The organism is Marinigracilibium pacificum, from assembly GCF_012926615.1.
Classification (GTDB): domain Bacteria; phylum Bacteroidota; class Bacteroidia; order Cytophagales; family Cyclobacteriaceae; genus Mangrovivirga; species Mangrovivirga pacifica.
The window spans coordinates 1-23,607 of record NZ_JABBNU010000012.1 but is presented as its reverse complement, the minus strand read 5'-3'; the positions used below and the strand labels follow the sequence as shown (position 1 = coordinate 23,607).

Annotated in this window: 27 protein-coding genes; 3 read left to right on the top strand and 24 right to left on the bottom strand. The window is 34.3% G+C overall.

The window, feature by feature from the left end:
- Positions 1-7: 7 nt before the first annotated feature.
- From HH304_RS17900 to HH304_RS17860, 9 genes are all read right to left on the bottom strand, one after another.
- Positions 8-3,067, bottom strand: a complete 3,060-nt coding sequence (locus HH304_RS17900) for an efflux RND transporter permease subunit (protein ID WP_169684653.1) — start codon at positions 3,065-3,067, stop codon at positions 8-10.
- Positions 3,068-3,073: 6 nt separating this feature from the next.
- Entirely contained in the window at positions 3,074-4,156 is a 1,083-nt protein-coding gene (locus HH304_RS17895) for an efflux RND transporter periplasmic adaptor subunit (RefSeq protein WP_169684652.1), read from the bottom strand.
- A 75-nt stretch (positions 4,157-4,231) separates the two neighbouring features.
- Positions 4,232-4,576 carry a nucleotide pyrophosphohydrolase gene (locus HH304_RS17890; RefSeq protein WP_169684651.1) on the bottom strand — a complete coding sequence of 115 codons (345 nt, stop codon included), beginning with the start codon at positions 4,574-4,576 and terminating at the stop codon, positions 4,232-4,234.
- A gap of 1 nt (position 4,577) precedes the next feature.
- Positions 4,578-5,033, bottom strand: coding sequence for a D-aminoacyl-tRNA deacylase (dtd, locus tag HH304_RS17885; protein ID WP_169684650.1), 456 nt, complete (start codon positions 5,031-5,033; stop codon positions 4,578-4,580).
- Positions 5,034-5,039: 6 nt separating this feature from the next.
- Entirely contained in the window at positions 5,040-5,699 is a 660-nt protein-coding gene (locus HH304_RS17880; RefSeq protein ID WP_169684649.1) for an oxidoreductase, read from the bottom strand.
- 14 nt (positions 5,700-5,713) lie between these two features.
- On the bottom strand, positions 5,714-6,736 hold the full coding sequence (locus tag HH304_RS17875; protein ID WP_169684648.1) for a metal-dependent hydrolase: 1,023 nt from the start codon (positions 6,734-6,736) through the stop codon (positions 5,714-5,716).
- A 55-nt stretch (positions 6,737-6,791) separates the two neighbouring features.
- The gene (locus tag HH304_RS17870) at positions 6,792-7,403 is read right to left on the bottom strand and encodes a thioredoxin family protein (protein ID WP_169684647.1); all 612 of its coding nucleotides are present in this window, start codon (positions 7,401-7,403) and stop codon (positions 6,792-6,794) included.
- A gap of 66 nt (positions 7,404-7,469) precedes the next feature.
- Positions 7,470-7,895 (bottom strand): YkvA family protein, encoded by a 426-nt coding sequence (locus HH304_RS17865; protein WP_169684646.1) that lies wholly within the window; start codon positions 7,893-7,895, stop codon positions 7,470-7,472.
- Between the two features lie 4 nt (positions 7,896-7,899).
- Positions 7,900-8,484 carry a TetR/AcrR family transcriptional regulator gene (locus HH304_RS17860; RefSeq protein WP_169684645.1) on the bottom strand — a complete coding sequence of 195 codons (585 nt, stop codon included), beginning with the start codon at positions 8,482-8,484 and terminating at the stop codon, positions 7,900-7,902.
- 95 nt (positions 8,485-8,579) lie between these two features.
- On the opposite strand from HH304_RS17860, the gene HH304_RS17855 reads away from it, so the two are divergent.
- Positions 8,580-9,353 (top strand): class I SAM-dependent methyltransferase, encoded by a 774-nt coding sequence (locus tag HH304_RS17855; protein WP_169684644.1) that lies wholly within the window; start codon positions 8,580-8,582, stop codon positions 9,351-9,353.
- Here the strand turns inward: HH304_RS17855 and HH304_RS17850 are convergent, their stop codons facing one another.
- The 6 genes from HH304_RS17850 to HH304_RS17825 are packed head-to-tail and all read right to left on the bottom strand — an operon-like array spanning position 9,354 to position 15,665.
- Entirely contained in the window at positions 9,354-10,346 is a 993-nt protein-coding gene (locus tag HH304_RS17850; protein WP_169684643.1) for a glycosyltransferase, read from the bottom strand. It abuts the gene before it with no gap.
- Positions 10,339-11,331 (bottom strand): glycosyltransferase family 2 protein, encoded by a 993-nt coding sequence (locus tag HH304_RS17845; protein ID WP_169684642.1) that lies wholly within the window; start codon positions 11,329-11,331, stop codon positions 10,339-10,341. Before HH304_RS17845 ends, HH304_RS17850 begins: the two co-directional genes overlap by 8 nt.
- Positions 11,328-11,870: a DUF4199 domain-containing protein gene (locus HH304_RS17840; RefSeq protein WP_169684641.1), complete on the bottom strand. Its 543-nt coding sequence runs from the start codon at positions 11,868-11,870 to the stop codon at positions 11,328-11,330. The genes HH304_RS17845 and HH304_RS17840 overlap by 4 nt, the downstream gene beginning before the upstream one ends.
- Before the next feature lie 27 nt (positions 11,871-11,897).
- The gene (locus HH304_RS17835; RefSeq protein ID WP_169684640.1) at positions 11,898-12,401 is read right to left on the bottom strand and encodes a DUF4199 domain-containing protein; all 504 of its coding nucleotides are present in this window, start codon (positions 12,399-12,401) and stop codon (positions 11,898-11,900) included.
- Between the two features lie 8 nt (positions 12,402-12,409).
- Entirely contained in the window at positions 12,410-13,672 is a 1,263-nt protein-coding gene (locus HH304_RS17830) for a dihydroorotase (protein ID WP_169684639.1), read from the bottom strand.
- A 10-nt stretch (positions 13,673-13,682) separates the two neighbouring features.
- On the bottom strand, positions 13,683-15,665 hold the full coding sequence (locus HH304_RS17825) for a BatA domain-containing protein (RefSeq protein ID WP_169684638.1): 1,983 nt from the start codon (positions 15,663-15,665) through the stop codon (positions 13,683-13,685).
- A gap of 127 nt (positions 15,666-15,792) precedes the next feature.
- On the opposite strand from HH304_RS17825, the gene HH304_RS17820 reads away from it, so the two are divergent.
- The gene (locus HH304_RS17820) at positions 15,793-16,023 is read left to right on the top strand and encodes a hypothetical protein (protein WP_169684637.1); all 231 of its coding nucleotides are present in this window, start codon (positions 15,793-15,795) and stop codon (positions 16,021-16,023) included.
- Between the two features lie 4 nt (positions 16,024-16,027).
- Positions 16,028-16,621 carry a hypothetical protein gene (locus HH304_RS21300; RefSeq protein WP_271711686.1) on the top strand — a complete coding sequence of 198 codons (594 nt, stop codon included), beginning with the start codon at positions 16,028-16,030 and terminating at the stop codon, positions 16,619-16,621.
- A gap of 63 nt (positions 16,622-16,684) precedes the next feature.
- Here the strand turns inward: HH304_RS21300 and HH304_RS17810 are convergent, their stop codons facing one another.
- From HH304_RS17810 to HH304_RS17770, 9 genes are all read right to left on the bottom strand, one after another.
- Entirely contained in the window at positions 16,685-17,887 is a 1,203-nt protein-coding gene (locus HH304_RS17810) for an IS256 family transposase (protein WP_169684636.1), read from the bottom strand.
- Between the two features lie 106 nt (positions 17,888-17,993).
- Entirely contained in the window at positions 17,994-18,308 is a 315-nt protein-coding gene (locus tag HH304_RS17805) for a hypothetical protein (protein WP_271711685.1), read from the bottom strand.
- Between the two features lie 73 nt (positions 18,309-18,381).
- Positions 18,382-19,113, bottom strand: coding sequence for a sulfite exporter TauE/SafE family protein (locus tag HH304_RS17800; protein WP_169684635.1), 732 nt, complete (start codon positions 19,111-19,113; stop codon positions 18,382-18,384).
- Positions 19,114-19,235: 122 nt separating this feature from the next.
- Entirely contained in the window at positions 19,236-19,760 is a 525-nt protein-coding gene (locus HH304_RS17795) for a hypothetical protein (protein WP_169684634.1), read from the bottom strand.
- Positions 19,761-19,766: 6 nt separating this feature from the next.
- Complete coding sequence (locus tag HH304_RS17790) at positions 19,767-20,288, bottom strand: hypothetical protein (protein WP_169684633.1); 522 nt, start codon at positions 20,286-20,288, stop codon at positions 19,767-19,769.
- 18 nt (positions 20,289-20,306) lie between these two features.
- Positions 20,307-20,837, bottom strand: a complete 531-nt coding sequence (locus HH304_RS17785) for a DUF5004 domain-containing protein (RefSeq protein ID WP_169684632.1) — start codon at positions 20,835-20,837, stop codon at positions 20,307-20,309.
- A 196-nt stretch (positions 20,838-21,033) separates the two neighbouring features.
- On the bottom strand, positions 21,034-21,369 hold the full coding sequence (locus HH304_RS17780; RefSeq protein WP_169684631.1) for a tRNA-binding protein: 336 nt from the start codon (positions 21,367-21,369) through the stop codon (positions 21,034-21,036).
- Between the two features lie 37 nt (positions 21,370-21,406).
- Positions 21,407-22,102, bottom strand: a complete 696-nt coding sequence (locus HH304_RS17775) for a YceI family protein (protein ID WP_169684630.1) — start codon at positions 22,100-22,102, stop codon at positions 21,407-21,409.
- Between the two features lie 48 nt (positions 22,103-22,150).
- Complete coding sequence (locus HH304_RS17770) at positions 22,151-23,347, bottom strand: dipeptidase (protein WP_169684629.1); 1,197 nt, start codon at positions 23,345-23,347, stop codon at positions 22,151-22,153.
- Between the last annotated feature and the right edge of the window lie 260 nt (positions 23,348-23,607).

Genomic DNA, 23,607 nt, shown 5'->3' with positions numbered 1-23,607 from the left:
TTCAATATTACATTCTTGAAACTCTTGCTTCTTTACTTGTCAGGTAAGTGTAAATTGCAGGAATTATATAAAGGGTCAGCACTGTTGAAAAAATCATTCCACCAATTACTGCAATTCCCATAGAAACTCTGCTTTCAGAACCTGCTCCTAAAGCCAGTGCTATTGGTAAAATACCAAGTATAGTGGATAAGGAAGTCATTAAAATTGGCCTGAATCTATCTTCGGCAGCCTCGATAATAGAGTCTTTAACACTCATTCCGGTTGCTTTTTTCTGATTTGCAAATTCAACAATTAATATTCCATTTTTAGTTACCAGACCAATAAGCATAATTATACCAATCTGACTGAAAATATTAAGTGTTTCTCCAAACAACCATAAGGCTCCTAATGCCCCTGCCATCGCTAATGGAACAGTAACAATTATGGTAATTGGATCACTAAAACTCTCAAACTGGGCAGATAATACTAGATAAATTAATATCAGTGCAAACAAGAAAGCAAAATACAGACTGTTTGAACTTTCCATAAACTCTAAAGATTGACCATCGAGACTAGTAGAATATCTCTCGTCTAGTAATTCAGCTTTAATTTCATCCATAGCGGCAATCCCTTTGTCTATGGTAACTCCAGGCGCCAAAGCCGCTGAAATTGTTGCTGAGGCATATCTGTTAAACCTGAAAAGTTGAGGCGGAGTAGCTCCTTCCTTAACACGAATGAGGTTATCTAACAAAATTAATTCACCTCTTTTATTCCTGATATACAAAGTTCTTAAATCAACCGGAGCATTCCTGTTTTGCTCACTCATCTGTCCGATTATCTGATATTGCTTTCCTTCCATAATAAAATATCCAAATCGCTGGCCGGAAAATGCAAGTGAAAGCGTTTGAGCAATATCTCTTACTGATACTCCGAGAACCTGGGCCTTATCCCGATCAATCTCAACAGTAAGCTCAGGCTTGTTAAATTTTAAATTTGTATCAACAAATACGAATTCAGGTCTGTTTTTAGCTTTATCTACAAAGTCAGAAATAACATCTTTAAGCTGGTTTACATCACCTGCCTGGATAACATACTGGATAGGAAGACCACCTCCTCTACCACCAATTGATTGCTCCTGCGATACAAACGGCCGTGCTGCTGTGAGCTTACTTACTTCTGGTGTTATGCCATCAACAATTTCCTGTTGACTTCTTTCCCGGTCTTCAGCATCAACTAAAATAGCTCTCCAAAAAGCTGAGTTTACAGATGATGTTGCTCCAAAACCAGGTGATGTTACTGAAATAATTGCATCCGTTTCCGGAATCTCTTCCTGAATTAAATCAATAACTTCGTCAACATAATTATCCATGTATTCGAAAGTGGTACCTTCAGGGCCACTGGCAAATATCCTAAATCCGTTACGATCTTCATAAGGTGCTAATTCAGAAGGAAGTGAGGTAAATAGAAAATATACAACCCCAACCAACCCAAACAACACCAAAATAGCAATCCATCTATAACCCATGAACCACTCAAGCGACCGATTATATAGTGAGTTTAAGCCTACAAAGAACTTTTCTGTTTTTTTATAGAAGTACCCTTTCTCCTCCCGCTTTTTAAGCAATTTTGTACAAAGCATTGGAGCAAGTGTTAGTGCTACGAAGGAAGAAATAATCACTGATGAGGCAACAACAACTCCAAACTCTCTAAACAATCTACCCGTTAAGCCCTGTAAGAAAATAACAGGCAGGAATACTGCAGCAAGGGCAACTGTTGTTGATATAACTGCAAAAAATATTTCTTTAGCTCCCTCAAAGCCAGCTTCTAATGGTTCTTTCCCATCTTCTATCTTTTTGTAAATATTTTCAAGAACAACAATGGTATCATCAACCACAAGACCAATAGCCAGAACAATCCCTAATAATGTCAATACATTTATAGAGAATCCTGCTGCATACATGATGAAAAAAGTTCCAATCAATGAAATTGGTATTGTTATCACAGGGATAATTGTAGTTCTCCAGTCTCTTAAAAAGAAAAATATTATTGCAAAAACAAGAGTAAAAGCTACTGTAATTGTCTGCTCTACTTCAGTGATTGACTCACGAATATACTTGGTTACATCAAAACCAATTCCAAGCTCAATATCTTCAGGAACATCTTTTCTTAATGACTCAAGACGACTATAAAATTCATCAATTATTTCAATGTTATTTGATCCTGGTTGAGGTCTTAATACCACTCCAACCATTGGAATACCATCACGTTTTAGAATTGTACGTTCATTTTCCGGGCCTAATTCAGCATATCCAATATCTCTGAACTTGACGATGTAATTATCAGTTTCTTTAATAATTAAGTCATTGTAATCTTCAGGAGAAGTTAATCGGCCCAAAGTTCTTACTGACAATTCTGAAAACAACCCCTCGATTCTACCTGAAGGCAATTCAACATTTTGCTCACTGACAGCACTGTAAACATCTAATGGAGTAATCTTAAAGGCAGAGAGTTTATCTGGGTCCATCCAAAGTCGCATTGAGTACTTCTTTTCTCCCCAAATATCCACCTGACTAACCCCTGGGATAGTTTGAAATCTTTCCTTGAATGTATTTTCCGCAATTTGTGATAACTCAAGAAGCGATCGCTCATCACTTTTGAGGTTTAGAAATACGATGGGTTCGCTATCTGCGTCTGCTTTTATAACTGTTGGCGGATCTGCATCAGCAGGTAAATTCCTTCTTGCCCTGGATACCCGGTCACGGACGTCATTTGCAGCGGCCTCCAGATCTTCTCCTAATTCAAACTCAACTGTAACTGTACTACGACCATCTCTACTTACCGAAGTTAACTTTTTAATACCCGAAATACCATTGATTTCCTCTTCTAATGGCTCCGTAATCTGTGATTCAATTACCTCGGCATTCGCACCAATATAATTGGTACTTACAGTAATAATGGGAGGATCAACACTTGGGTATTCTCGTATCCCCAGAAGGTTAAATCCGATAATGCCAAAAATGATAATCATTAGAGACATCACTATAGCTAATACCGGACGATTTATACTTATATTCGATAGACTTGCCATAAAAAATTACTTTTTCAGTTCCAGATTGGTACCCTCATTAATCTGTAATAAACCGGTTGTTATCACACTATCTCCTTCATTTAATCCTGACATGATTTCTATCTCGGTAGGAGTTCTTATTCCTATGTTTACCTTTCTGACTGAAGCTTTTCCATCTTTAACAACATACACCTTGTGCCCTTCTAATTCAGGTATTACAGCCTGATTAGGAACCAGAATAGCATTTTCTCTGGCCTCAAGGTCTATCATTACTTTGGTAAATTGCCCTGGCCTTAATATTTTATTATCATTTCCAGCAATTGCTCTTACAGTAATTGCTCCGGTAGCAGGATCAACACCAGGCTCGATAGCATAAACTTTACCTTGAAATTCTTTATCAACCGCGTCAATATTAAAACTGACCGTCTGGCCGGAATTTAATGTTCCTATATATTTTGCAGGTAGGGCAAACTCAATTTTCGCAGGGTTAAGACTGTACAAATTGGCAATTGGAGTCGTAGGAGCAATATAACTTCCTTCACTCACATATCTCAAACCAATATATCCACTAAATGGTGCTCTAACTTCAGACTTGGCAATCTCCGCTTCAAGAAGCTGAATATCAGCTAATGCAGTATTTAATTCTGTCAAAGCCAGATCATACTCCTCCTGACTTATTGCTTCCCGCTTTAATAATTCATCTTGCCTGTATTCTGTCTGTTCTTTCAGCTTTAAATTATACTTAGCTTTTGACACCTGTGCCTTCAGGTCATCCACATTGGTTGAGAGCAACAATTGACCTTTTTTTACAAAATCACCTTCTTTGAAAAAAATTTTATCAACTTTTCCACCACGTTCGACTCGTAGTTCTACAGACTCATTTGCTAAAACTTTACCTGTTACAGAAATCTGGTTGCTAAAAAGTTTTTCTTCAGCAATTATATAATTTACTGGTATCGCGTTTGAAGCTCTCGATGCTGTTCTTGCAGCCTGTAATTTGGGCTCTTCATTTTTATTACCGGAAATAAAATCTTGTTGAAAAAAGATAAACAATGCTGCAAGGATTAGAATTATGGCCAACGCCAACCCTTTTTTTAGAGTTTTACTCATATTTTTAATGCTATCTCAGCTTTAATTATATATCTATAGTTTCTTGTAACGTTATTTCTTAATAACAGATTCCTGCTATAATAATTTTTGATTTGATTTGTGCCTGTCTTTATCTCTTGAAGTCTTTTTTTCTATATTTTTTCTGAAAGCTGCTTCAAGATCTACACCTGTCTGATTTGCAAGGCATGCCAATACCCATAATACGTCAGCCATTTCATCTCCAAGGTCCTTATTTTTATCACTTTCTTTTTCAGATTGCTCTCCATACCGACGAGCAATAATTCTTGCGAGCTCCCCAACTTCTTCAGTAAGAATGGCCATATTAGTCAGTTCATTAAAGTATCTAACCCCATACTCCTTTATCCAGCCATCTACGGTATTCTGTACTTCTTTAAGCGATATATCTCTATCTTCAGACATATTATTCCTTGTTTTTTGTATCCATATTAATAGTTACAGGACCATCATTTATCAGTGCAACCTTCATATCTGCACCAAATTCTCCGGATTTAACCTTATTTTCTCCAAGTACATTTTTGAATGCCTGGATACTTTCTTCATACAATGGAATTGATTTATCAGGTTTGGCAGCTCGTATATACGAAGGACGGTTGCCTTTCTTATATGATGCATGTAAGGTAAATTGACTTATCAATAATATCTCACCATCCACATCTAACAGGCTTTTGTTCATTACCCCGTTTTCGTCATTAAATATTCTCAGGTTTGTAATTTTGCGAACAAGCCAATCAATATCTTCTGAATTATCTTCTTCCTCAACACCTAATAAAACCATCAGTCCGTTTTCAATCTTACCAATGATTTCACCTTCAACAGTTACGCTTGATTCGCTTACTCTTTGTATTGTTGCTCTCATTTATAACTAATAATTCTGTATTTGTTCTGATTCTATAATTTCAAATCCATTTACTTCTGAATTCGCTCGACTTAACATTGCATTAGCTACTTTTTTTGCCTCAACAGGTTTATATTTTGCTAGTGGACCATTGAAAATCCAACCAAATACTTTTGAAAACCCCTTAAATAGGTCTTCTCCTAACCTTGACTCATTCCTGTCTCCCAATAATAAAGAAGGCTGGAAAACAGACGTTTTAGCATAATTTACACGCTTAAGATCTCTTTCAACTTCTCCTTTCACCCTGTTGTAAAAAATTCTGGAATCAGGGTCAGCACCCAATGCAGTGACAATTAGAAAATGTTGCATTGATCCGGACTTTTTCAATGCATTTGCAGCTACCATCGGGTAATCATAATCCACTTCAATAAACTTCTCCTGAGAGCCTGCCTTTTTTATGGTCGTTCCCAGGCAACAGAAAATATCATCAGCGTAATACTGCTTCAGTTCTTTAGCAAGGTTTTTGAAATCAATGATAACCTCATGCAGTTTTTTGTTTTCCAGATTAGATTTTCGCCTTACTACAGAAATAACTTTACTATAATTATCATCACTTAATAACTGATTAAGTAAATGGTGCCCGACCAATCCTGTCGAACCCAAAATTAAAGCAGTTTTCTTCTTCATAAATCAATATTCTATTATGACCTGTCGGTTGTCCAGATTCTATCCCATAATTTACCCAACTCTGATGTCAATTCACCATCTGGTTCTTCTTCAATCTTTTTAACATCAATAGCATCTCCTTCGTTTTTCACATCGAATGAAAAAATAAAGCCTGAATCAGGATTATACCATCCTAATAGTGGCCCAAATCGAATATCATCGACTGTTAAACTACCAGTGCTATTTTCTTTTACTATTATCCATCCATCCGAAAAATGCTCCAGGCCTTCATATTCCTCACTATCTTTAAGCCATTCAGGAACTTCACTTTTCTTTATTGTTACATCTTTAAAGTCTTGATCAGCTATTAACATACTGTAATAACCTGCTGTATACTGATCACCCTCATCAATTATAACAGTCCACAACCAGTTGCACAGTGGAGATGGAACAGTCATTATTCTTTCATATTTATAATTTTGCTCTTGTAGCTTTTCAACTACTTTCTTATCAACATGATATTTATGATACACAGTAAGCATCAAAAACATTGACGAAATTATGAGTGACCCTAAGGCAATCTTTCTCCTTATAACTGTTGCCTTTTTGTAAAATAATAGGAACACCACTGCCATTACTAACCAGATCGTATACATCGGATCAACTACAAATATTGTCCTGAATGCTATTCTGGTATCCAGGAAAGGCCAAAATATCTCTGTCCCATAATTTGTAAACGCATCCAGCAATGGATGAGTAAAAATCGTCAGCAGGAAAAATATGAACCAATTCTGATAAGAAACTGATTTTTGCTTTTGAAAATAATAGGCTATCCAGCCCAGTAGCAAAGAGGCTATTAATGCAAAAAGTAAACTGTGAGAAGGACCTCTATGAAAAAGTAATCCATCAACTGTGTTTAAACCTGATTGAATAAAAACATCAAGATCGGGTAAAGTACCTGCAAGTGCCCCTAGTATAGAAGCCTTTCTTCCAATCTTTGGTCCTAAAACCGATTCGCCGACTGCGGCACCTAATACTGCTTGTGTTAATGAATCCATAAAAAAAATGACCGCCAATTAATTAATTGCGGCCTGTTAATAATAAATAATATTGTTACTTAATACTTTGCTTTACAAAATCGACTAACTCATCGTTAAGCTCTTTACCTTTGTTTTGAGCATACCATGAATGGGCAGAAATTGCAAACACCTGATAATCGAAATCTCCACTTGCTTTGCCCTCATCTAGCATTCTTTGAACTGATGCAGGACGTGGTCCCCAGATTGCCAATTCATTTAAATCAGAATCGAATGCTACCATTTTTGGGATAGATCTTCCGCCATTTGTAAGGTATTGGTCCATAATATCCAGATTCTCATCCCTTAAAATAAGCTTTAACTGAATATTAGTATTTAGAGAAGCTGCTTTATAAATAAATGCTAAATTTTGTGCGACGTCACCACACCAAGGCTCCACCAGCATTAGCCATGTAACAGGCTTATTTACTTTTGCGATAGTTTCTTCAAGTTGCGATGATATTTGCCCGGTCTTAATCCACTTTTTTAACCTGCTTAAATTAAGCCTGGTAAATTCAATCATTGATTCCGATTGATTATCACCGGTAGTCCTACCTTCATCTACAAGCTTTTGAGATAATTCAAAATATTGTTCAAATGACATCGCATTTTGTATCAATGCGTGATTAATAACTTGCAATTTCTCCATTGTTTAAACAACTGTTTTTACAATGATTATACTTACAACGAAAAAAAAGGTTAGGAAAAAATGCAGTTAATTTGTGGGTTTGACGTATTCATGACCTTTTTCCCACGCTTTAAAATCATCAATATCATTTTTGAAGCGTGCAAAAATCCAGGCTAATAAGGCAATATCATCTGCAAAACCAACCAATGGGATAAAATCAGGCATGAAGTCAATTGGAATAAGAAAATAGACTAGCCCGGCAACAAAAGCTGTCAATGACTTTGATGGGATAGCTTTATATTCTCTTTTAGCAAAAGCCCTAAGCATTCTCAATGCAGCCAGAAGATCATCTTTAATTGCCTTAAATGTATTTTTATTTAATAACCCCTTATCAAGTTTACTAAATGCAAGGCCGGCAATTCGAGCAGTTTTACTTCTGCTTGACGCTATTTTTCTTGCTTGCTTTTGTGCAAGCTTCATTGCTTTCGAATCAAGAATTTCGTTAATATCCATAATACTATTTGGTCATTATTCCGTGAATAATCCTGTGAGCAAGTGCCTTCGACAATTCATGTGGATTTAAAGATCCAGTAGGCTTGTACCAGGTTATTACCCAATTTACTGAAGACAACATTGTTAGCACACTTAATTTCTCATTAAGATCAATAAATTTCCCTTCATTAATTCCCTGACGGTAAATCTCTACCAATTTCGATTCATATTCATCTTTCATCCTATTGAGTTTTGAATAAAATGGTTCGCTAAGGTGCTTCCACTCATTTAGAAAGACCGCACTACTGTCAGTATCAGACAAAAGCACTTCAATATGCCCGATCAAAAATTGCTCTAACTTCTTTTCATAATCATCTTCGACGTTGTCCAGTTCATTTAACTTTTCATTAAATGCATCTGCCTTTTCAAAGCATATCTGCTGAAGGATTTCCTCTTTTGATTTAATGTGTGAGTATAGACTGGCAGCTTCAATACCTAATTTTTTAGCCAAATCACGCATAGAAGCACTTGCATAACCTTTTTCTCTAAAAAGTCTTGTTGCCTGCTTTATTACATTATCTCTTTTTGATATTCCTACGTCTCTGATCATATTGGATCTTCTTTATAAGACAAAATAAACGATAAAAGAAATAAAAATACCAATGAAAATCGACATAATAGTCCTTTGATTTCTATTTTTGTAAAATGGTTAAACACATTATCAGTTTTGTTATAAGAAAGGTGCCTAGAAAATATCTTCAGCTTTTCAGTCATTTTGTATTGAAAGGAATGAAAGTTTTCTACAGTGGAAATAATGTTAAGTGCCCGGTATGTGATTCAAATTTCAGGGAATTTGTTCCTTACGGAAGAAAACCACCACGTAAAAATGCATTATGCCCAAACTGTCTGGCACTTGAAAGACACAGGTTACTTTGGCTTTATCTAAAAAACGAAACTGATTTCTTCACTAAGGAAGCAAAATTACTTCATATCGCACCTGAATTGTGTTTTATTAACAGGTTTGATAAAATTAAAACCCTTGATTATATAACAGGTGACCTCGAGTCTCCTTTAGCCAAGGTTAAAATGGATATTAACGACATCCCTTTTGAAGAAAATTCTTTTGATATGGTTTTTTGTAACCATGTTATGGAACATATTCCGGATGATGTCCACGCCATGAAAGAGGTATATAGAGTGTTAAAACCAGGGGGATGGGCAATTCTTCAGTCTCCTCAAGACATGAACATGGATAGCACTTATGAAGACCCTAACATCACTGATCCCAAAGACAGGGAAGAACATTTCAAACAATCTGACCATTTCAGGATTTATGGTAAAGATTATGGTGAAAGACTTCAACAAGGAGGGTTTGATGTCGAGGAAATTCCTTACCCAAAACAATTACAGTCTGAATTGGTAGCAAAATATGCTTTGCCTGAGGAAGAGATAATTTATTTGTGTAAAAAACTAATTTAATTAGCCACTATATGGTTCTTTAATGAATTTTAACCACTCACTAACGAATCCATGACCATAGGCAAATAATTGGATAAAAGAAGCTATCAATGATTTTGAAGCAATACTCAGGCTTTTACCATTTTTAAAAAACGAATCAAAAAATATCAGCATATAATAGCCCAATAACATTCCTGCACCAAAAATAAATAACCCAGGCATTAACCACGGAAGAATAAGTAACCAGAATAAAAAGCCTAGAAAAAAACACACCGGGAATAAATGAAAAAATTTGATTTCTGAGGAATAGAACCTGCCTATATTGACTCTTGCCCGACCAAAAAAGAAAAGCTGCTTATAAAACTGCCTGAAATCGGTTCTTCTTTTATGATAGACATACGCATCTTCAATTAAACCGACTTTAAATCCTGAGTTTATAATTCGGATACTGAATTCAATATCTTCACCCATTCTGGTGATTACATACCCCTTTGTTTTTTTCCACACTTCAGCCGAAATCCCCATATTAAAACTTCGGGGATGGAATGTACCAGCATGTTTTTTACTACCACGAATTCCACCTGTAGTATATGGAGAAGTCATTGAATATGAAATGGCTTTCTGAACATCGGTAAACGATTCATGAGATTTATCAGGACCCCCAAAAGCATCTAACCATTCAGTATTTAAATGACTATTTACTGTTTCTAGGTAATGAGAAGGAATAATACAATCGGAATCAAAAACAATAAAATAGTCTCCTGATGCTCTTTCATAAGCATAATTACGGGTGAACCCCTGACCTTCATTCTCTTTTGCAAAATACCTAATATCAAGACTTAAAGTATACCTGGAGACAACATCGTCACAAGGCAGGGAAGATCCATCTTCTATTACAAGAACTTCAAAGTTTGTATAGGTTTGTTTTGTAAGGCTTTCAAGAAGCTCATCTACTTCATCAGGCCTATTGTATACGGGAATAATAAGAGAATAGAATCTATTTGTTTCAGGCATTTTCACGCTCTTCAAAACCTTTCTTTTCTGAAATCAAATAATCATTTTTATACCTGTCAGTTTGGGTGATCATCTCACCAAGAAACCCAGCTAAAAACAATTGAACTCCAACTACCAACGCAATAAGCGCAAGAAAAAATAATGGTTGGTCGGTAACTGCTCTGGTTTCAACATTTAAAAACCAGACCTTATATAATTTTTCCAGAATAATCCAGCAGGTAATTATAAACCCGGTCATAAAAGATAACGATCCCAAAGTTCCAAAAAAATGCATTGGTCGTTTCTTGTATTTCATCACAAAGGTTATCGACAGTAAATCAAGAAAACCATTGATAAACCTTTCTAAACCAAATTTTGTTGTTCCATACTTCCGTGCCCTATGCTGCACAACTTTTTCTCCGATCTTGTCAAAGCCTTTCCACTTTGCAATTACAGGGATATATCTATGCATTTCTCCATAAACTTCTACAGACTTGACAACATCTCTATCATAAGCCTTAAGCCCACAGTTAAAGTCATGAAGGTCAATTTTGGAAATTACAGAAGTTACCTTATTAAAAAATTTTGAAGGAATAGTTTTAGTTATCGGATCATGACGCTTCTTCTTCCATCCGGAAACCATGTCATAGCCCTCATCGCGAATCATGGCAACAAGCTCAGGTATTTCATCCGGGCTATCCTGAAGATCGGCATCCATTGTAATAACAACCCTTCCGGAAGATGCTTTAAACCCTGTATCAAGTGCTGCAGATTTTCCGTAGTTTCTATTAAACTTAATGCCTCGAACACATGCATTACCTTCAGCAATATTCTCGATGACAGACCAGGAACCATCGGTTGATCCGTCATCGACAATAATTACTTCATATTCCAGATTGTTTTCTTTATTTACACGGTCGATCCATTGTACTAATTCCGGTAACGAATCGGCCTCATTATAAGCTGGAATAACCAAGGATACATCAATCCCCTCTTTTCCTATCATATATACTCCTCTTGAGGTTTGTTCTTTTTAAATATTGCTGCAAATATAGCACCAAATATGGCATAGGCTATTAAAGCAAAACCAAATCCTTTTAATTGACCAACAGTAGAAAACTGATTTATTGTATTATCATATGTTTCATCTAGTTGATCTTCAATGTCTGAAGGGTCTCCTCCCATCTTCTCTACCATATTTATCGTTGATTCAACAGTATTTTCTGCAATCAACTTAGGCGCTTCCGGATCAATTATGTTAAAAAGTACAATATTTACCACTACGCTTATCAGACCAGCACAAAGTAGAAGTGAAAAATTATACATAAAAGCTTCCTTAAAACTCCAGAAACCACCCAGGCTCTTTCTAAACCTGATGTTAAATACAATAATTAAAATTAGATATATGGCAAAAATCGACAATCCAAATGTCATTCCACCAAACATAGATACATCAATAATGTAGATCACTACTGTGATAAGAGTAAATACTAGGCCCATAATTAAGCCATCTTTTATTCCCTCTGACAAAAAAGTGTTTTTCATTTTAAAATTGGTTTTTGGTTTAACAGATTATTTTCTCATAAAAATAGCGATAACTGGAGTTACCAATAATCCTAAAAGTAATTTCTTAAAGGATTCTTTAATAACTATTCCACTAATAGTTACCTCTTGTATACTTTTAAAATATGCCTCCTGCTGCTCTTTTGGGTGCTTATCAGGATACATTTCTATAGTTCGCTTATAAAATTCAATTGAATCGGATTTATATATAGCTAAACTTTCCGGCTCAATATAACTCATGAAGATAAACAGAAATAATGCAAACCCCAGAGCTGCCATTATATAAATAATCATTCCCATTGACATTCCTTGCCAAAACCTTAATTCGCCGTTCTGTTTATATCGCTTAAACTCATAAACAGCAACACCTATTAAAGCCAGTAACGATAATCCATCAATGAAAATAGTATTAAAATTCAAAAATGGTTTTTGTCCCAAATAGTATAGTGATACAAATGAAATTATCAATACCAGAATGGCAAATCCCCCGTAACGTAAAGCTAACTTAATCATCAAAAATATTATGCTTGATAAATTTGTTTCCCAAAAATAACAGTTCTCACCTTACCTTTCACTAATGTGTTAAATAATGGACTGTTTTTACTTAGGCTCTTGTTTGATGCATCATCAAATTCCCATTCAAAATTGGGATCAAATATTGTCAAATCTGCAACAGCTCCAATTTCCAAACCTGTATTCTCCACTGACATTAAACGTCTTGGCTGAATAGTAATGGCATCAATTAGTCTTTCTTCTCCAATCTCTTCTTTTATTTGCCACAATTGTGAAATAGCAGTCTGAAGTCCGGTAATTCCAAAATCAGCAAGATCATACTCTAAATTCTTGGATTCCGGGTCATGCGGATGATGATCTGTAACAATACAATCTATTGTACCATCTTTTACACCTTCGACTAAAGCTTTTCGATCTTCTTCAGACCTTAATGGAGGATCTACTTTATAATTCGAATCGAATGACACATTCTCTTCATCAGTATATAGAAGATTATGAACAGCTACATCGCAAGAAATATTCAACCCATCTTTTTTAGCCTCACGAATAATCTCTACACTTTCCTTACTCGATATGGTAGAGAAATGTAATTTTCCACCAGCATATCTTAACAATTCAATATCCCGGTTTATCATTAGAGTCTCAGCCAAAACAGGAATTCCTTTCATCCCAAGGCTTGTACTTACTTTCCCCTCATGCATCTGGCCAAATTTAGACAACCATTGATCACAAGGTTTGTTAACGAGAAGGCCATCTACTTTTTGAAGATACTGAAGTGATTTAACCAAAATATCTGTATTCCAAACAGGATGATCTCCATCTCCAAATACTTTTGCTCCGGCATTATTAAGGTCAAGCATTTCAGTTAACTCCTCGCCTTTTAAACCTAATGTCACAGCAACCATTGGATATAATTGCACTAATGAAGATTTATTCCCACTCAATATGTAATTAACATCATTCTTTGACTGAATCGGAGGATTAGTGTCAGGGATAACCATTACATGAGTAAATCCACCGGAGACGGCTGCCTCACGACCTGAAGCAAGTGTTTCTTTATGTTCCAAACCTGGATCACAGAAACTTGATCTTAAATCTGCATATCCCATTGAAAGGATACAATTTTCAGCATTAATAACTTCTGCTTTATCGTCTGATAGATCGGTACCGATATTTTCTATCTTTCCATTTTTAATTTGTACATCTACCTTCTCCCCGTTAAATCCGTGCCCAGGGTTTAATAACAAAGCTGATTTAATTATGAAATTCATGTGGGTAAAGTTAAATCATTCTTATTAATAAGATTTCAATAAGTAAAAATAATAACGCTCCTATCAAAAACCACTGCCAAATATCTGTCCCGTAATCCATTTTGGTAATTGTTGCCTTAACGGAAGCAACATCAGGCTCATTAAGGACCGTAGTTCCGGAAAACACACTCTTTAAGGAATCAACACTTAATTGGGAGGGATCACTTTCTTCCTTTCCAAGATTAAAGGCAATCAAATTTTTATTACTTTCATCCGAATACACTTCATAATGTCCCGCTTCAATATTTGCTTCTATTGGAAGAAAGAGAGTTGTTGCGTTTCCTGCAGCCCGAACCTCCGGAATAATTATGCTGCTTCCATTTGATAACTTAACTACATCTCCCTTAGCAACTTTCTTATCAACAACTACACCCTGAGCAGCCTCTTCTATTCTGAAATATAGTTTTTGCATAGAATTACTACTATAAAATGCAGTTTTATACATTAATGGTAGAAATAACCCATGCTTATGAAGGTTTGTCAAGCTATCGGTCAATCCGGTAGACAAAATATATAAAGGCTTATTAAAGTCTGCTTTCCCAAAGACAGGCATACCATTATTAAGAGTCAAAATTGACTCTGCAGGCCTCCATGTCATTCTTGGTTTAACCCATGGTACATCTAAATTATCTGGAATATTTTCAAAAACGTCATCAAGGTAGGGATTTGAAAATGAAGATTTACTAATTAATATTCGATCATTTACTTGTACCTGACTGAATCCAAACTGAGTTAAAAACTGCCTGATTTGGCTTGATGAGCCAGATAAATTGTCAGCAATAATTAGCACATAGCTCCCGTCATTTAAACGAGACTCAATTAATGACAAAAGTGTAGTGGAAATATCTTTTAGACCATTTACAACAAGTAAATCTGAATTTGTAGCTGATTGATAATCAATGCTCCCATAACCAAAATAATTGTAATCAAATAATGGATTCCCTACAAACAAAGCATCAAAAACTTCTTTATCAGTTGATGACACTATATCAATACCAACCTTTTTTATATTATTTAAAGACCAGAAAAATTCATTATCATAACTCACCGGCATATCTTCTACAATAACCTTACCTCTATTTAATTCCTGGAGGTCAGTTTTGATATCAAAAGAAATCACCTCAGTATCATTAATATTTAAACTTGCTTCAGCTACACCAACCTGACTACCATTAAGTTCTACTCTAATTGGAATATTTTCTTTACTAATAGTTCCTTTATTAGATAATGCAACATTGATACTAACACCATCGGCCAATCCCAATACAGGTTTATCTAAATAAACACTATCAACAGATACATTTGCAACAGGGCCATAAAACATTGGTATCAAAATGTAATTTTGATTGGTATCCGATAGTTTGCTATCAATAAAATTATTTTGAAAGTCAGAAATTAGGTATATATCAGCATCAGATATCCGCTGATCATCAAATGAATCAATCAAACCAGAAAGCTTTATGGAATTATCAGTGACCTGAATACCTGACAGAAAATTCAATGCTGCTTCTTTGCCTAAAGAATTATAAGGGCTAAATTTTTCATCTGCAGTAACAATAAAAAAATTAGTATTTGGTTCATATCGACTAATCACTTCATTGCCTAAACCTACAGCTTTATCCAACAAAGGAATCCCATCATCACCTTCAATAGTCATCGATGGTGAATTATCGATAAATAACACAACCTTATTACTTTTTTTCTTATCAGAGTCAGAAGGAATATAGGGTCCGGCAAAGCAAAAGATCAATAACATCAAAAACATTATTCTCGATGCTAAAACTAGATACTTCTTCAAATTATTACGAGTATCAGAATGCTTCTTAATGAGCTTAAGATTTTTTAAGCTACTGAAATTCAACCTCCTTGCTTTCCGAAAAGAGAACAAATGAATTATTACCGGAATAGCCAGAGCTAACAAAAACCAAAAAACTGATGGATACAAAAATTGCATAAGATAGAATTGAACCCTGAATATTCTGCTATTTGATTGAATACCTTACACTATCTATTGAATAGACAAGATATTCCTTCTTGCAATTTAAATTAAATGTTTACAGCTTGAAATAAAAAGTCCTTTTATGAAAAAGAATATTTTTTTATTAATAGTTTTTGTTGGATTATTCTTTGCCTGCAATACTAAAAATTCAGAGCAACAGATAGCATCGGATGCTAATACTTATGATAGCATCCCTGTAGAATCAAGCGAAAATGAATACTCTACTACAGATTCAATCACAAATCAACTGTCAAAAGAAGCCTCAGATTTAAAAGAGGAATCAAACAAGATTTTAGAAGAACTTAATAACTAATCAAATGAAAAGAAGACTACTTGTTATTGCTTTATTATTCCTGTCATTTTCAGTTTCTGAAGGAATTGCTCAGGGTAAATCAAAAAAAGATAAGGATAAGGATAAGACTGAGAAGAAACACGATCATAAGCATGACCACGATGATCATGACCACGATCATGACCATGATAAGCATAAAAATCATGATCATGACAAGCACAAAGGCAAAGGAAATGCTTATGGAAAAAATAAAGGAGATCTAAGTGGAAGAGAATTCGGTCAAAGAAGATCTTCTGAAGCCAGGAACAAGGCTTTAAAAGAAATTGATGATGCTGAAGTTGAAATTAATGAGACTGAAAGGAATATAAGAGAAGCTCGACAAATTCTTGAAAGAAGACAAAGAGATAGACAAATATCTGATAGAGAGTATAAGGAAAAAGAAGAGGAAATCGAAACTGTATCAAGAAGAATAAATACCCTAAAAGAAAGATTAGAAGAGCGAAGAAAAGTAATTATTGAATCTGAATCAGATCCAACCGCAGATCAGACTAAAGAAACCGATAGAGTTATTGAGGATGTAAGAAGAGAAACTACAGATAGAAGATCAATAAATAAATAGACAATTACAAAAGGAGGGGACACTATCCAGTAATCTGTGTAAATGAGAATTCGAGTTAGGGTATCAGACTTTAACCCTATCTTCAAATATAATTATAAATTGATTAAGGACGATGCCCCAATTATGAATTGGCATCGTCCATTTTTTTGTTGCCTCCATCAATGCCAGATAAACTGATTTTTTAACTGCCTCATCGGTTGGGAAGGACAGTTTATTTTTAGTGTACTTTCTAATTTTCCCATTTAAGTTTTCAATCAGGTTAGTTGTGTAAATGATTTTTCTGATATCAATTGGGAACTCAAAGAAAGCAGTTAAGTCATCCCAATTTGATTCCCAACTTTTGACCGCATAAGCATACTTGCTATTCCATTTTTGCTTAAAAGAATTAAACTCTTGCCATGCCATTTCTTTGTTTGGTGCCGTATAAATTAACTTCATATCAGCAGTAAATGCTTTTTTATCTTTCCAGACAACGTATCTTGACGCATTACGGATTTGATGAACAACACATACCTGAGTGGTGGATTGAGGAAAAACAGACCGAATAGTTTGGGTAAATCCATTTAGGTTATCAGTGCAAGTAATTAAGATGTCTTCTACACCCCTTGCCTGTAAATCAGTGAGTACTGTCATCCAAAAAGAGCTACTCTCATTCTTTCCCAGCCACATGCCTAATACTTCTTTCTTGCCTTGATTATTGAGTCCTACGGCTAGGTAAATGGTTTTATTTATTACTTTACTATTTTCTCTGACTTTGAAGACTATCCCATCCATCCACACAATAAAATATAACTGATCCAATGGATGGTGTTGCCAGGCAATAATATCTTCTGAAACTCTAGCTGTTATTGTTGATATAGTACTGGGAGGTAATCTAAAATCATAAAGTTCTCTGAGTTGTTCTTCAATGTCTGAATTAGACATTCCTTTAGCATAAAGAGATACTACAAGTTTTTCTACTCCTTCAGACATCTTGCTTCGCTTTGGAAGAATCTGTGGATCAAAGCTTGCATCACGATCTCTGGGCACCTTAATGGACAGTTCTCCATGCTCAGTTTTAACAGCTTTTTCAGTAAACCCATTTCGAGAGTTTACTGTGTTTTTTCTTTGCTTGTAATGCTTTTCATAACCTAAATGAGCATCAAGCTCTCCCTCCAACATCTTTTCAACACCACGCTTGTACATTTGATCCATGAAGGGCATGAATTCTTTGCCACCCTTAAACTGCTTAAGAAAAGCATCATTGATAAAATCTTCAGGTTTCATTCCTGTATAAGTTAATAAAAAAAGGTCCGAGTTTAAATTACCCGAACCTCACTTACACAGTTTTTTAGATACTACCCCTCCTTCCTTTTATATGTTAAAAAACAAATCACTTTACATTCCTTAGATTATTCTTCTTTCTTTTAATATTTCTGCTAGCATGTTTTTGCTTTCTATTAATTTCTCTTCTTTCCTGTCTGGTCACCTTTCCATCAGCCTTTGCTTCTTTTTTTGTTCTTTGAATATCCCTTTGCTGACGTCTTAATTGTCTGGTTTCCCCTGGTGTCAAATCTCCATCTTTAACCCCTTCCATTATCCGACCTGTTTGATTTAATTGTCTATCAGAAACCCCGGGAGTTGAGGTCTGAGCATTAACTCCAAAAAACAATAACATTAAAAAACTGAATACAAATAAATTTTTCATCGTGTATAAACTTTAGTTTTTCTAAAAATTCTAATTATACACCTTTGAGTTATTTTAGATCTAAAGGTTTAATCTATATGATAAATTTTATCCCGGTTACTAAACCAATTACAAGAATAAGAATGAGTGAAATAGACTTAAATCTTTCCTGAGGAATATATTTTAAAACATATTTCCCAATATGAGTTCCTAGGTACCCGATAACAAACAGGAAGGGAATATAAATAAATATATCCTTTGTGATATATCCATTATTATAATATACAACAGTTCTTGTACTATCAATCATCATATCAATCATTGCAGAGGTTGCAATGAATACTTCCTTTTTTAAGTTGAATGCATTCATTGTTATCCCCCTGATAGCACCTCCAGTTCCCAATAGTCCGGCAACAAACCCGGAAAGTCCTCCGCCAATAATTGATGAGTTCTTAGTTGGTTCTACCTTTAAGTTTTTTTTAATCAGAAATAATAGCGAAAGGCTAATCAGGAAAACAGAAAGTAGAATTTCAAGAATTTTTGAGTCTAGCTTATCCGATAGAACACCACCAATAATTACAAACAAAACTGATGGCAGCCCAAGGTATAACAATAACTCCTTATCAAGCCCTTTTCTAAATAATGCAATTTTTGAAAGGTTACTAGATAAGTGAAATACTGCAGTCAAACCTAATACAGTATAAAAATCAAAATAAAAATTAGCTATTGGAACAAAGAATACTGATGAACCAAATCCACCAACAGTACCAATAACTTCAGCAATTAATGCAAGAAGTAAGAAAATAAGATTAAGGTCTCTAAACAACTCAATATGATTTTAATGAAATACTTAAAGACTAATTAAGTATTTCATTAAAATAAAAAAAAGGAAATAGCTAAACGCTATTTCCCTTCTTTTAGTTTTATTTCTTGTTGCAATTCAATATTTCATAATCTCTGGTATTCAAAATGAACAATTTCATTCTTATAATCGTAATCACCTTCATATTCAAGCGATGTTTCCATATCCACATCAATTATCATCCTGTCACCAGAAAAGTTCACCTTACCAATCCTTACATAATCTTCCATCCAGAGATGGATCTGGTCATCAACGTAATTCCATTCCCCCCCTGCAATTAAACTTTCATAATGAAGGGTATCTTTTGTTATTACACCATCCTTGTTTTGCCTTGTAATAACATAGGATGCATTTCCAGATTCTATAATAAACTGAGGATTATACTTGAACTCAGCTATTAAATTATTATTAAAAATTTCAATTGTAGATCTTGCCGTATCATTTCTGATCTCACCAAAAAAATCAGTGCGGTTAATCTGGGTCATCTCATATCGATAATCTATCAATTTCCAGTTACCAACAATCCTTAATTCGGCATCTTCAATTACCTCGGTACTCTCACATGAAATAAAAGCAATCAGGGCAGTAAAAAGTAGTAAATATTTTTTCATGTCAGATTATTTAATTTTAGTAAATGTGTAATTCACCTTTGCATTTTCAAAGTAATCATACCCCCATCTAACGGTATGCAAGTCTTCATCTACAGTAAGTTTCATGGAATTTGAATTTAATTCCTCAACAAAAAAAGCAATCCATTGATCACCTGATCTAACTATCAATGAGTCACCATTCATCTGCCATAAAGCGGCATTAAATAGATGAATTCCTTTAATTGTGTAATTTTCATTATCACTTGAATAATCTATACCATAGCTACCCGAAGAAATTAAATCATTTGGATTCTCCTCAATATCAAAATATAGCGATAAATCTATCCCCTCTCCATAAGCTATTTGTTTATCCATAAAAACTCCGTTATAGTAAATATTAAGAGTATTTATTGTATTCACTTCTGTGGCTTTCCACTGTCCTATTAATGGATTTTCAGAATTTACAGTAGTTATTATTTCTTCATGAGTACATGATAATGAGAATAACATTACCACAAGACAAATGAATAATTGATATAAATATTTCATTTCCGTTTCTTTAATTGTCTACTTCTTTATCAATTTCATTTCATGGATAGAATGTACTTCTGAAACTCTGCCATCACTTGAGCCCTTTTTAACCTGTTCCAGTCTAATTTCCAGTTCAGTTTCTGTTATCTTGTCTATTTGATAAACCCCGACAACTTCAGGATCTGAAATAGCAAGCCTATCTCCTTCATGCAGCCACTTTCCTACCTGATCAAATTCAATATTCTCATTGGTATATGTACCCCAGGAAAATGTCGTTGAGTAACTATAAACTCCCCAGTATTCCAAAGTTGCATCTGAGTTAAATTTCATATTGTAATCCAGATCATATGCATAGCCTGTTATTATGTTTTCATAAACTAATACATCATCTTCGTAGGTAGTTTGTACTTCCTCCTGGGTTATGGAAGTCACTGTCCATTCTCCAACAATCGGACTGTTAGACTGAGGTTGTTGCCTGACTATTATTTCTTCTTCTGTGCAAGAACCAAAAACCAGACAAAAAAACATCAGAAAGCCTAATGGCCCTCTTCTAATTAAATTTTTCATTGGTAAATTTTAGATAAATTCCTAAAAATATATTCCTTTTAAGCAGCTACAATTATAGCTATTAATTAAAAAAACTAGATATACCGATGGTATTTTAACACACTCTTTACAAAAAAATCGTTAATCTCCCCTCTTTCAAATATCCACACGAAATAACATTTATTCCTTTAAAATGTCAAATAAATTTTAACTCACTTTACCCAATTCTTAATCCATTTTGCAATTTATGGTCAATATTCAACAAACTCACTCCTTCTTCACTTATAGCTCCCAATACTAAACATTCACTCATTAAATTAGCTATTTGTTTTGAAGGGAAATTAATCACTGCTACTATTTGCTTGCCAACCAGCTGATCCGGAGCATATCTATCGGCAATTTGTGCTGAAGATTTTTTAACACCATAATCCCCGAAATCAATTTCTAATACATAAGCCGGAACCCTGGCCTCTTTAAATACTCTCGCACTAATTATCGTCCCAGTCCTGATTTCCAATTTTCGAAAACATTCAATTAGATTTGTTTCAGCCATTAATGTTCGATTTTTTTTACAAGCTTGAGTTATTTTTTTAAATTCTAATAAACTGCAAGTTAAATCTGACCTCAATATCCTCCTTAACTCTGACAGTCCCCATAAATTTGACAGGAGGTTCTAAACCAAACTCCTTCATATTTATTTTGATTTTACCACTACATTTAAGCTGCCCTTCTTCTGCTTCAGTTGTATAAATATTAACTTTTGCCTTTTTAGTTTTACCTGCAACAGTCAGATTTACCATAAAGTAACCAATCTCCTTCCCATTATTATGCTTCGAATTCAAATACTTGTGGCTATACCAAATTGCTTTTATAAACTCCAGTTGGATATTTGGATACTCTTCTGACTTTAACAATTCTCTAAAATCATTATTCATCATAAACTTCCCACAGTCAAACTTAACTATTGGAAGGTCAATTTCTCCATCTTTAAAAAAGACCTCAGTTCCATTATAAACTTTGCCTTTAAACAATGTTTTCGCATATGTATCTCCATCTTGAAATTCACAAACGAAACTATTCACATTAGTTTCAACAAAAATTCCAAGGTTACTATTTGAAGTTAATTTTATATCAAGTAATGGAGATACACCTTCTTCAGCACCATTATATGTTTGTCCATAGATGGGGTTTATGAAACTTTGCAAAAAAGTGAGCAATACAATAAGTAATGAATATGTTACAATCCTACCAAAGTAAATTTCAATATTTAAAAAGTATATATTCATTTAACAAATTAAATAATAATTTAGCCTATTCACTTCATAAAGCATATATTAAATACCCTTAGATTTTGAAACTGCATTCCAAACTCTCATAAAATTCTTACCACATATTTTATTAATTTCATCATTTGTGTACCCTCTATTCTGTAATCCTTCTATAATTAATGGATAATCAGCAACACTTTGAATTTCCTTTGGTAAATTGGAAACACCATCAAAATCTGAACCAAATCCAACATGATCAATTCCTGCAATTTTCACTACATGGTCAATATGATCTAGAATATCTGATAAAGAACTTTCAACAGGGTATTGATTTAATAATTTTGTCATAAGTAATTCAGCTTCATCTGATCCTACTTCTAATCCTTCATCTTCTATTATGTCATAGATCTTCATGAAATTAGAAGATGAAATGTCATTAAGAAAAATACTACCAAAATTTACCATAATGACACCTCCATTCTTTCTTATACCTACTAAAAGTGAATCAGGTAAATTTCGTGGGAAAGAAGGGGTTAATGACCTACAACCTGAATGAGATGCAATAATCGGAGCTTTAGAAGCCTTTAAAACATCTGAAATAGTTTCATCAGACACATGACTCACATCTATCATAATTCCAAGATCATTCATTTTCTCTACGACCTTAAAACCAAAATTACTTAGCCCTCCATGAGGTTGATCAATATCTGTACTGCTGTCACAAATTTCATTTGATTTAAAATGACATAACGTGATATATCTTATTCCTCTATTATAAAAATGATCCAAATTACTTAAATCATTATTAATTGGAGAACCATTCTCCAGACCTAATGGTAAGGAAATAATCCCACTTTCTCTATTAGAAAGAACCTCTTCTGGTGAAACGACTTTATCAAAATATTCTGGATAATTGACCGAGATACTATCTACAATATCTATAAGTTGATTTGCTGTATTAAATCCTTTTATTCCTTCCTCAGAAGGTGGAGTATAAATAGACATAAAAGCAACATCCAATCCTCCATTTTTAGCCTTAACATAATCAAAATGACCTAGGGGTAAGTCCTTAGTAATATCAACCGGTCCAGATTCGAATGCTAATCTATAAGGTAGATCTATATGTGTATCAACTATCAAAAAATCATGGGCTGATACACCAGGCTTATCTATCTTAACTTCTGAAGTGTCAGAATTTTCTTTTGAACTTGGATTACAACCGAAAAAAAGCAATAAAATAATTGATAAAAAAAAGTTCTTCATAAGAATCGTAATTATTAATAAAACCAGAATAACGCTAAAAAAAATTAAGAAAAAAATGAAATACAATTGTTTATTATAGATATAAGGAAGCCCAATTCAGTTTAATAAATAGGTAATCTATTTAAATGGTTCCATGAAAGTAGTAAAGGAGTAAGAGTGAGAGTGAGTATTGAGGCGATTAGTACTATAAAAATCAGGGCATAAAAAAACCCTCACCGGAATCCGATAAGGGTTTTGATAATAAAATGGCGATGACCTAC

What these genes read in the sequence shown, in the direction of transcription:
- HH304_RS17900 (WP_169684653.1), bottom strand. Translation starts at nt 3,067, where the DNA reads ATGGCAAGTCTATCGAATATAAGTATAAATCGTCCGGTATTAGCTATA.
- HH304_RS17895 (WP_169684652.1), bottom strand. Translation starts at nt 4,156, where the DNA reads ATGAGTAAAACTCTAAAAAAAGGGTTGGCGTTGGCCATAATTCTAATC.
- HH304_RS17890 (WP_169684651.1), bottom strand. Translation starts at nt 4,576, where the DNA reads ATGTCTGAAGATAGAGATATATCGCTTAAAGAAGTACAGAATACCGTA.
- dtd (WP_169684650.1), bottom strand. Translation starts at nt 5,033, where the DNA reads ATGAGAGCAACAATACAAAGAGTAAGCGAATCAAGCGTAACTGTTGAA.
- HH304_RS17880 (WP_169684649.1), bottom strand. Translation starts at nt 5,699, where the DNA reads ATGAAGAAGAAAACTGCTTTAATTTTGGGTTCGACAGGATTGGTCGGG.
- HH304_RS17875 (WP_169684648.1), bottom strand. Translation starts at nt 6,736, where the DNA reads ATGGATTCATTAACACAAGCAGTATTAGGTGCCGCAGTCGGCGAATCG.
- HH304_RS17870 (WP_169684647.1), bottom strand. Translation starts at nt 7,403, where the DNA reads ATGGAGAAATTGCAAGTTATTAATCACGCATTGATACAAAATGCGATG.
- HH304_RS17865 (WP_169684646.1), bottom strand. Translation starts at nt 7,895, where the DNA reads ATGGATATTAACGAAATTCTTGATTCGAAAGCAATGAAGCTTGCACAA.
- HH304_RS17860 (WP_169684645.1), bottom strand. Translation starts at nt 8,484, where the DNA reads ATGATCAGAGACGTAGGAATATCAAAAAGAGATAATGTAATAAAGCAG.
- HH304_RS17855 (WP_169684644.1), top strand. Translation starts at nt 8,580, where the DNA reads ATGGTTAAACACATTATCAGTTTTGTTATAAGAAAGGTGCCTAGAAAA.
- HH304_RS17850 (WP_169684643.1), bottom strand. Translation starts at nt 10,346, where the DNA reads ATGCCTGAAACAAATAGATTCTATTCTCTTATTATTCCCGTATACAAT.
- HH304_RS17845 (WP_169684642.1), bottom strand. Translation starts at nt 11,331, where the DNA reads ATGATAGGAAAAGAGGGGATTGATGTATCCTTGGTTATTCCAGCTTAT.
- HH304_RS17840 (WP_169684641.1), bottom strand. Translation starts at nt 11,870, where the DNA reads ATGAAAAACACTTTTTTGTCAGAGGGAATAAAAGATGGCTTAATTATG.
- HH304_RS17835 (WP_169684640.1), bottom strand. Translation starts at nt 12,401, where the DNA reads ATGATTAAGTTAGCTTTACGTTACGGGGGATTTGCCATTCTGGTATTG.
- HH304_RS17830 (WP_169684639.1), bottom strand. Translation starts at nt 13,672, where the DNA reads ATGAATTTCATAATTAAATCAGCTTTGTTATTAAACCCTGGGCACGGA.
- HH304_RS17825 (WP_169684638.1), bottom strand. Translation starts at nt 15,665, where the DNA reads ATGCAATTTTTGTATCCATCAGTTTTTTGGTTTTTGTTAGCTCTGGCT.
- HH304_RS17820 (WP_169684637.1), top strand. Translation starts at nt 15,793, where the DNA reads ATGAAAAAGAATATTTTTTTATTAATAGTTTTTGTTGGATTATTCTTT.
- HH304_RS21300 (WP_271711686.1), top strand. Translation starts at nt 16,028, where the DNA reads ATGAAAAGAAGACTACTTGTTATTGCTTTATTATTCCTGTCATTTTCA.
- HH304_RS17810 (WP_169684636.1), bottom strand. Translation starts at nt 17,887, where the DNA reads ATGAAACCTGAAGATTTTATCAATGATGCTTTTCTTAAGCAGTTTAAG.
- HH304_RS17805 (WP_271711685.1), bottom strand. Translation starts at nt 18,308, where the DNA reads ATGAAAAATTTATTTGTATTCAGTTTTTTAATGTTATTGTTTTTTGGA.
- HH304_RS17795 (WP_169684634.1), bottom strand. Translation starts at nt 19,760, where the DNA reads ATGAAAAAATATTTACTACTTTTTACTGCCCTGATTGCTTTTATTTCA.
- HH304_RS17790 (WP_169684633.1), bottom strand. Translation starts at nt 20,288, where the DNA reads ATGAAATATTTATATCAATTATTCATTTGTCTTGTGGTAATGTTATTC.
- HH304_RS17785 (WP_169684632.1), bottom strand. Translation starts at nt 20,837, where the DNA reads ATGAAAAATTTAATTAGAAGAGGGCCATTAGGCTTTCTGATGTTTTTT.
- HH304_RS17780 (WP_169684631.1), bottom strand. Translation starts at nt 21,369, where the DNA reads ATGGCTGAAACAAATCTAATTGAATGTTTTCGAAAATTGGAAATCAGG.
- HH304_RS17775 (WP_169684630.1), bottom strand. Translation starts at nt 22,102, where the DNA reads ATGAATATATACTTTTTAAATATTGAAATTTACTTTGGTAGGATTGTA.
- HH304_RS17770 (WP_169684629.1), bottom strand. Translation starts at nt 23,347, where the DNA reads ATGAAGAACTTTTTTTTATCAATTATTTTATTGCTTTTTTTCGGTTGT.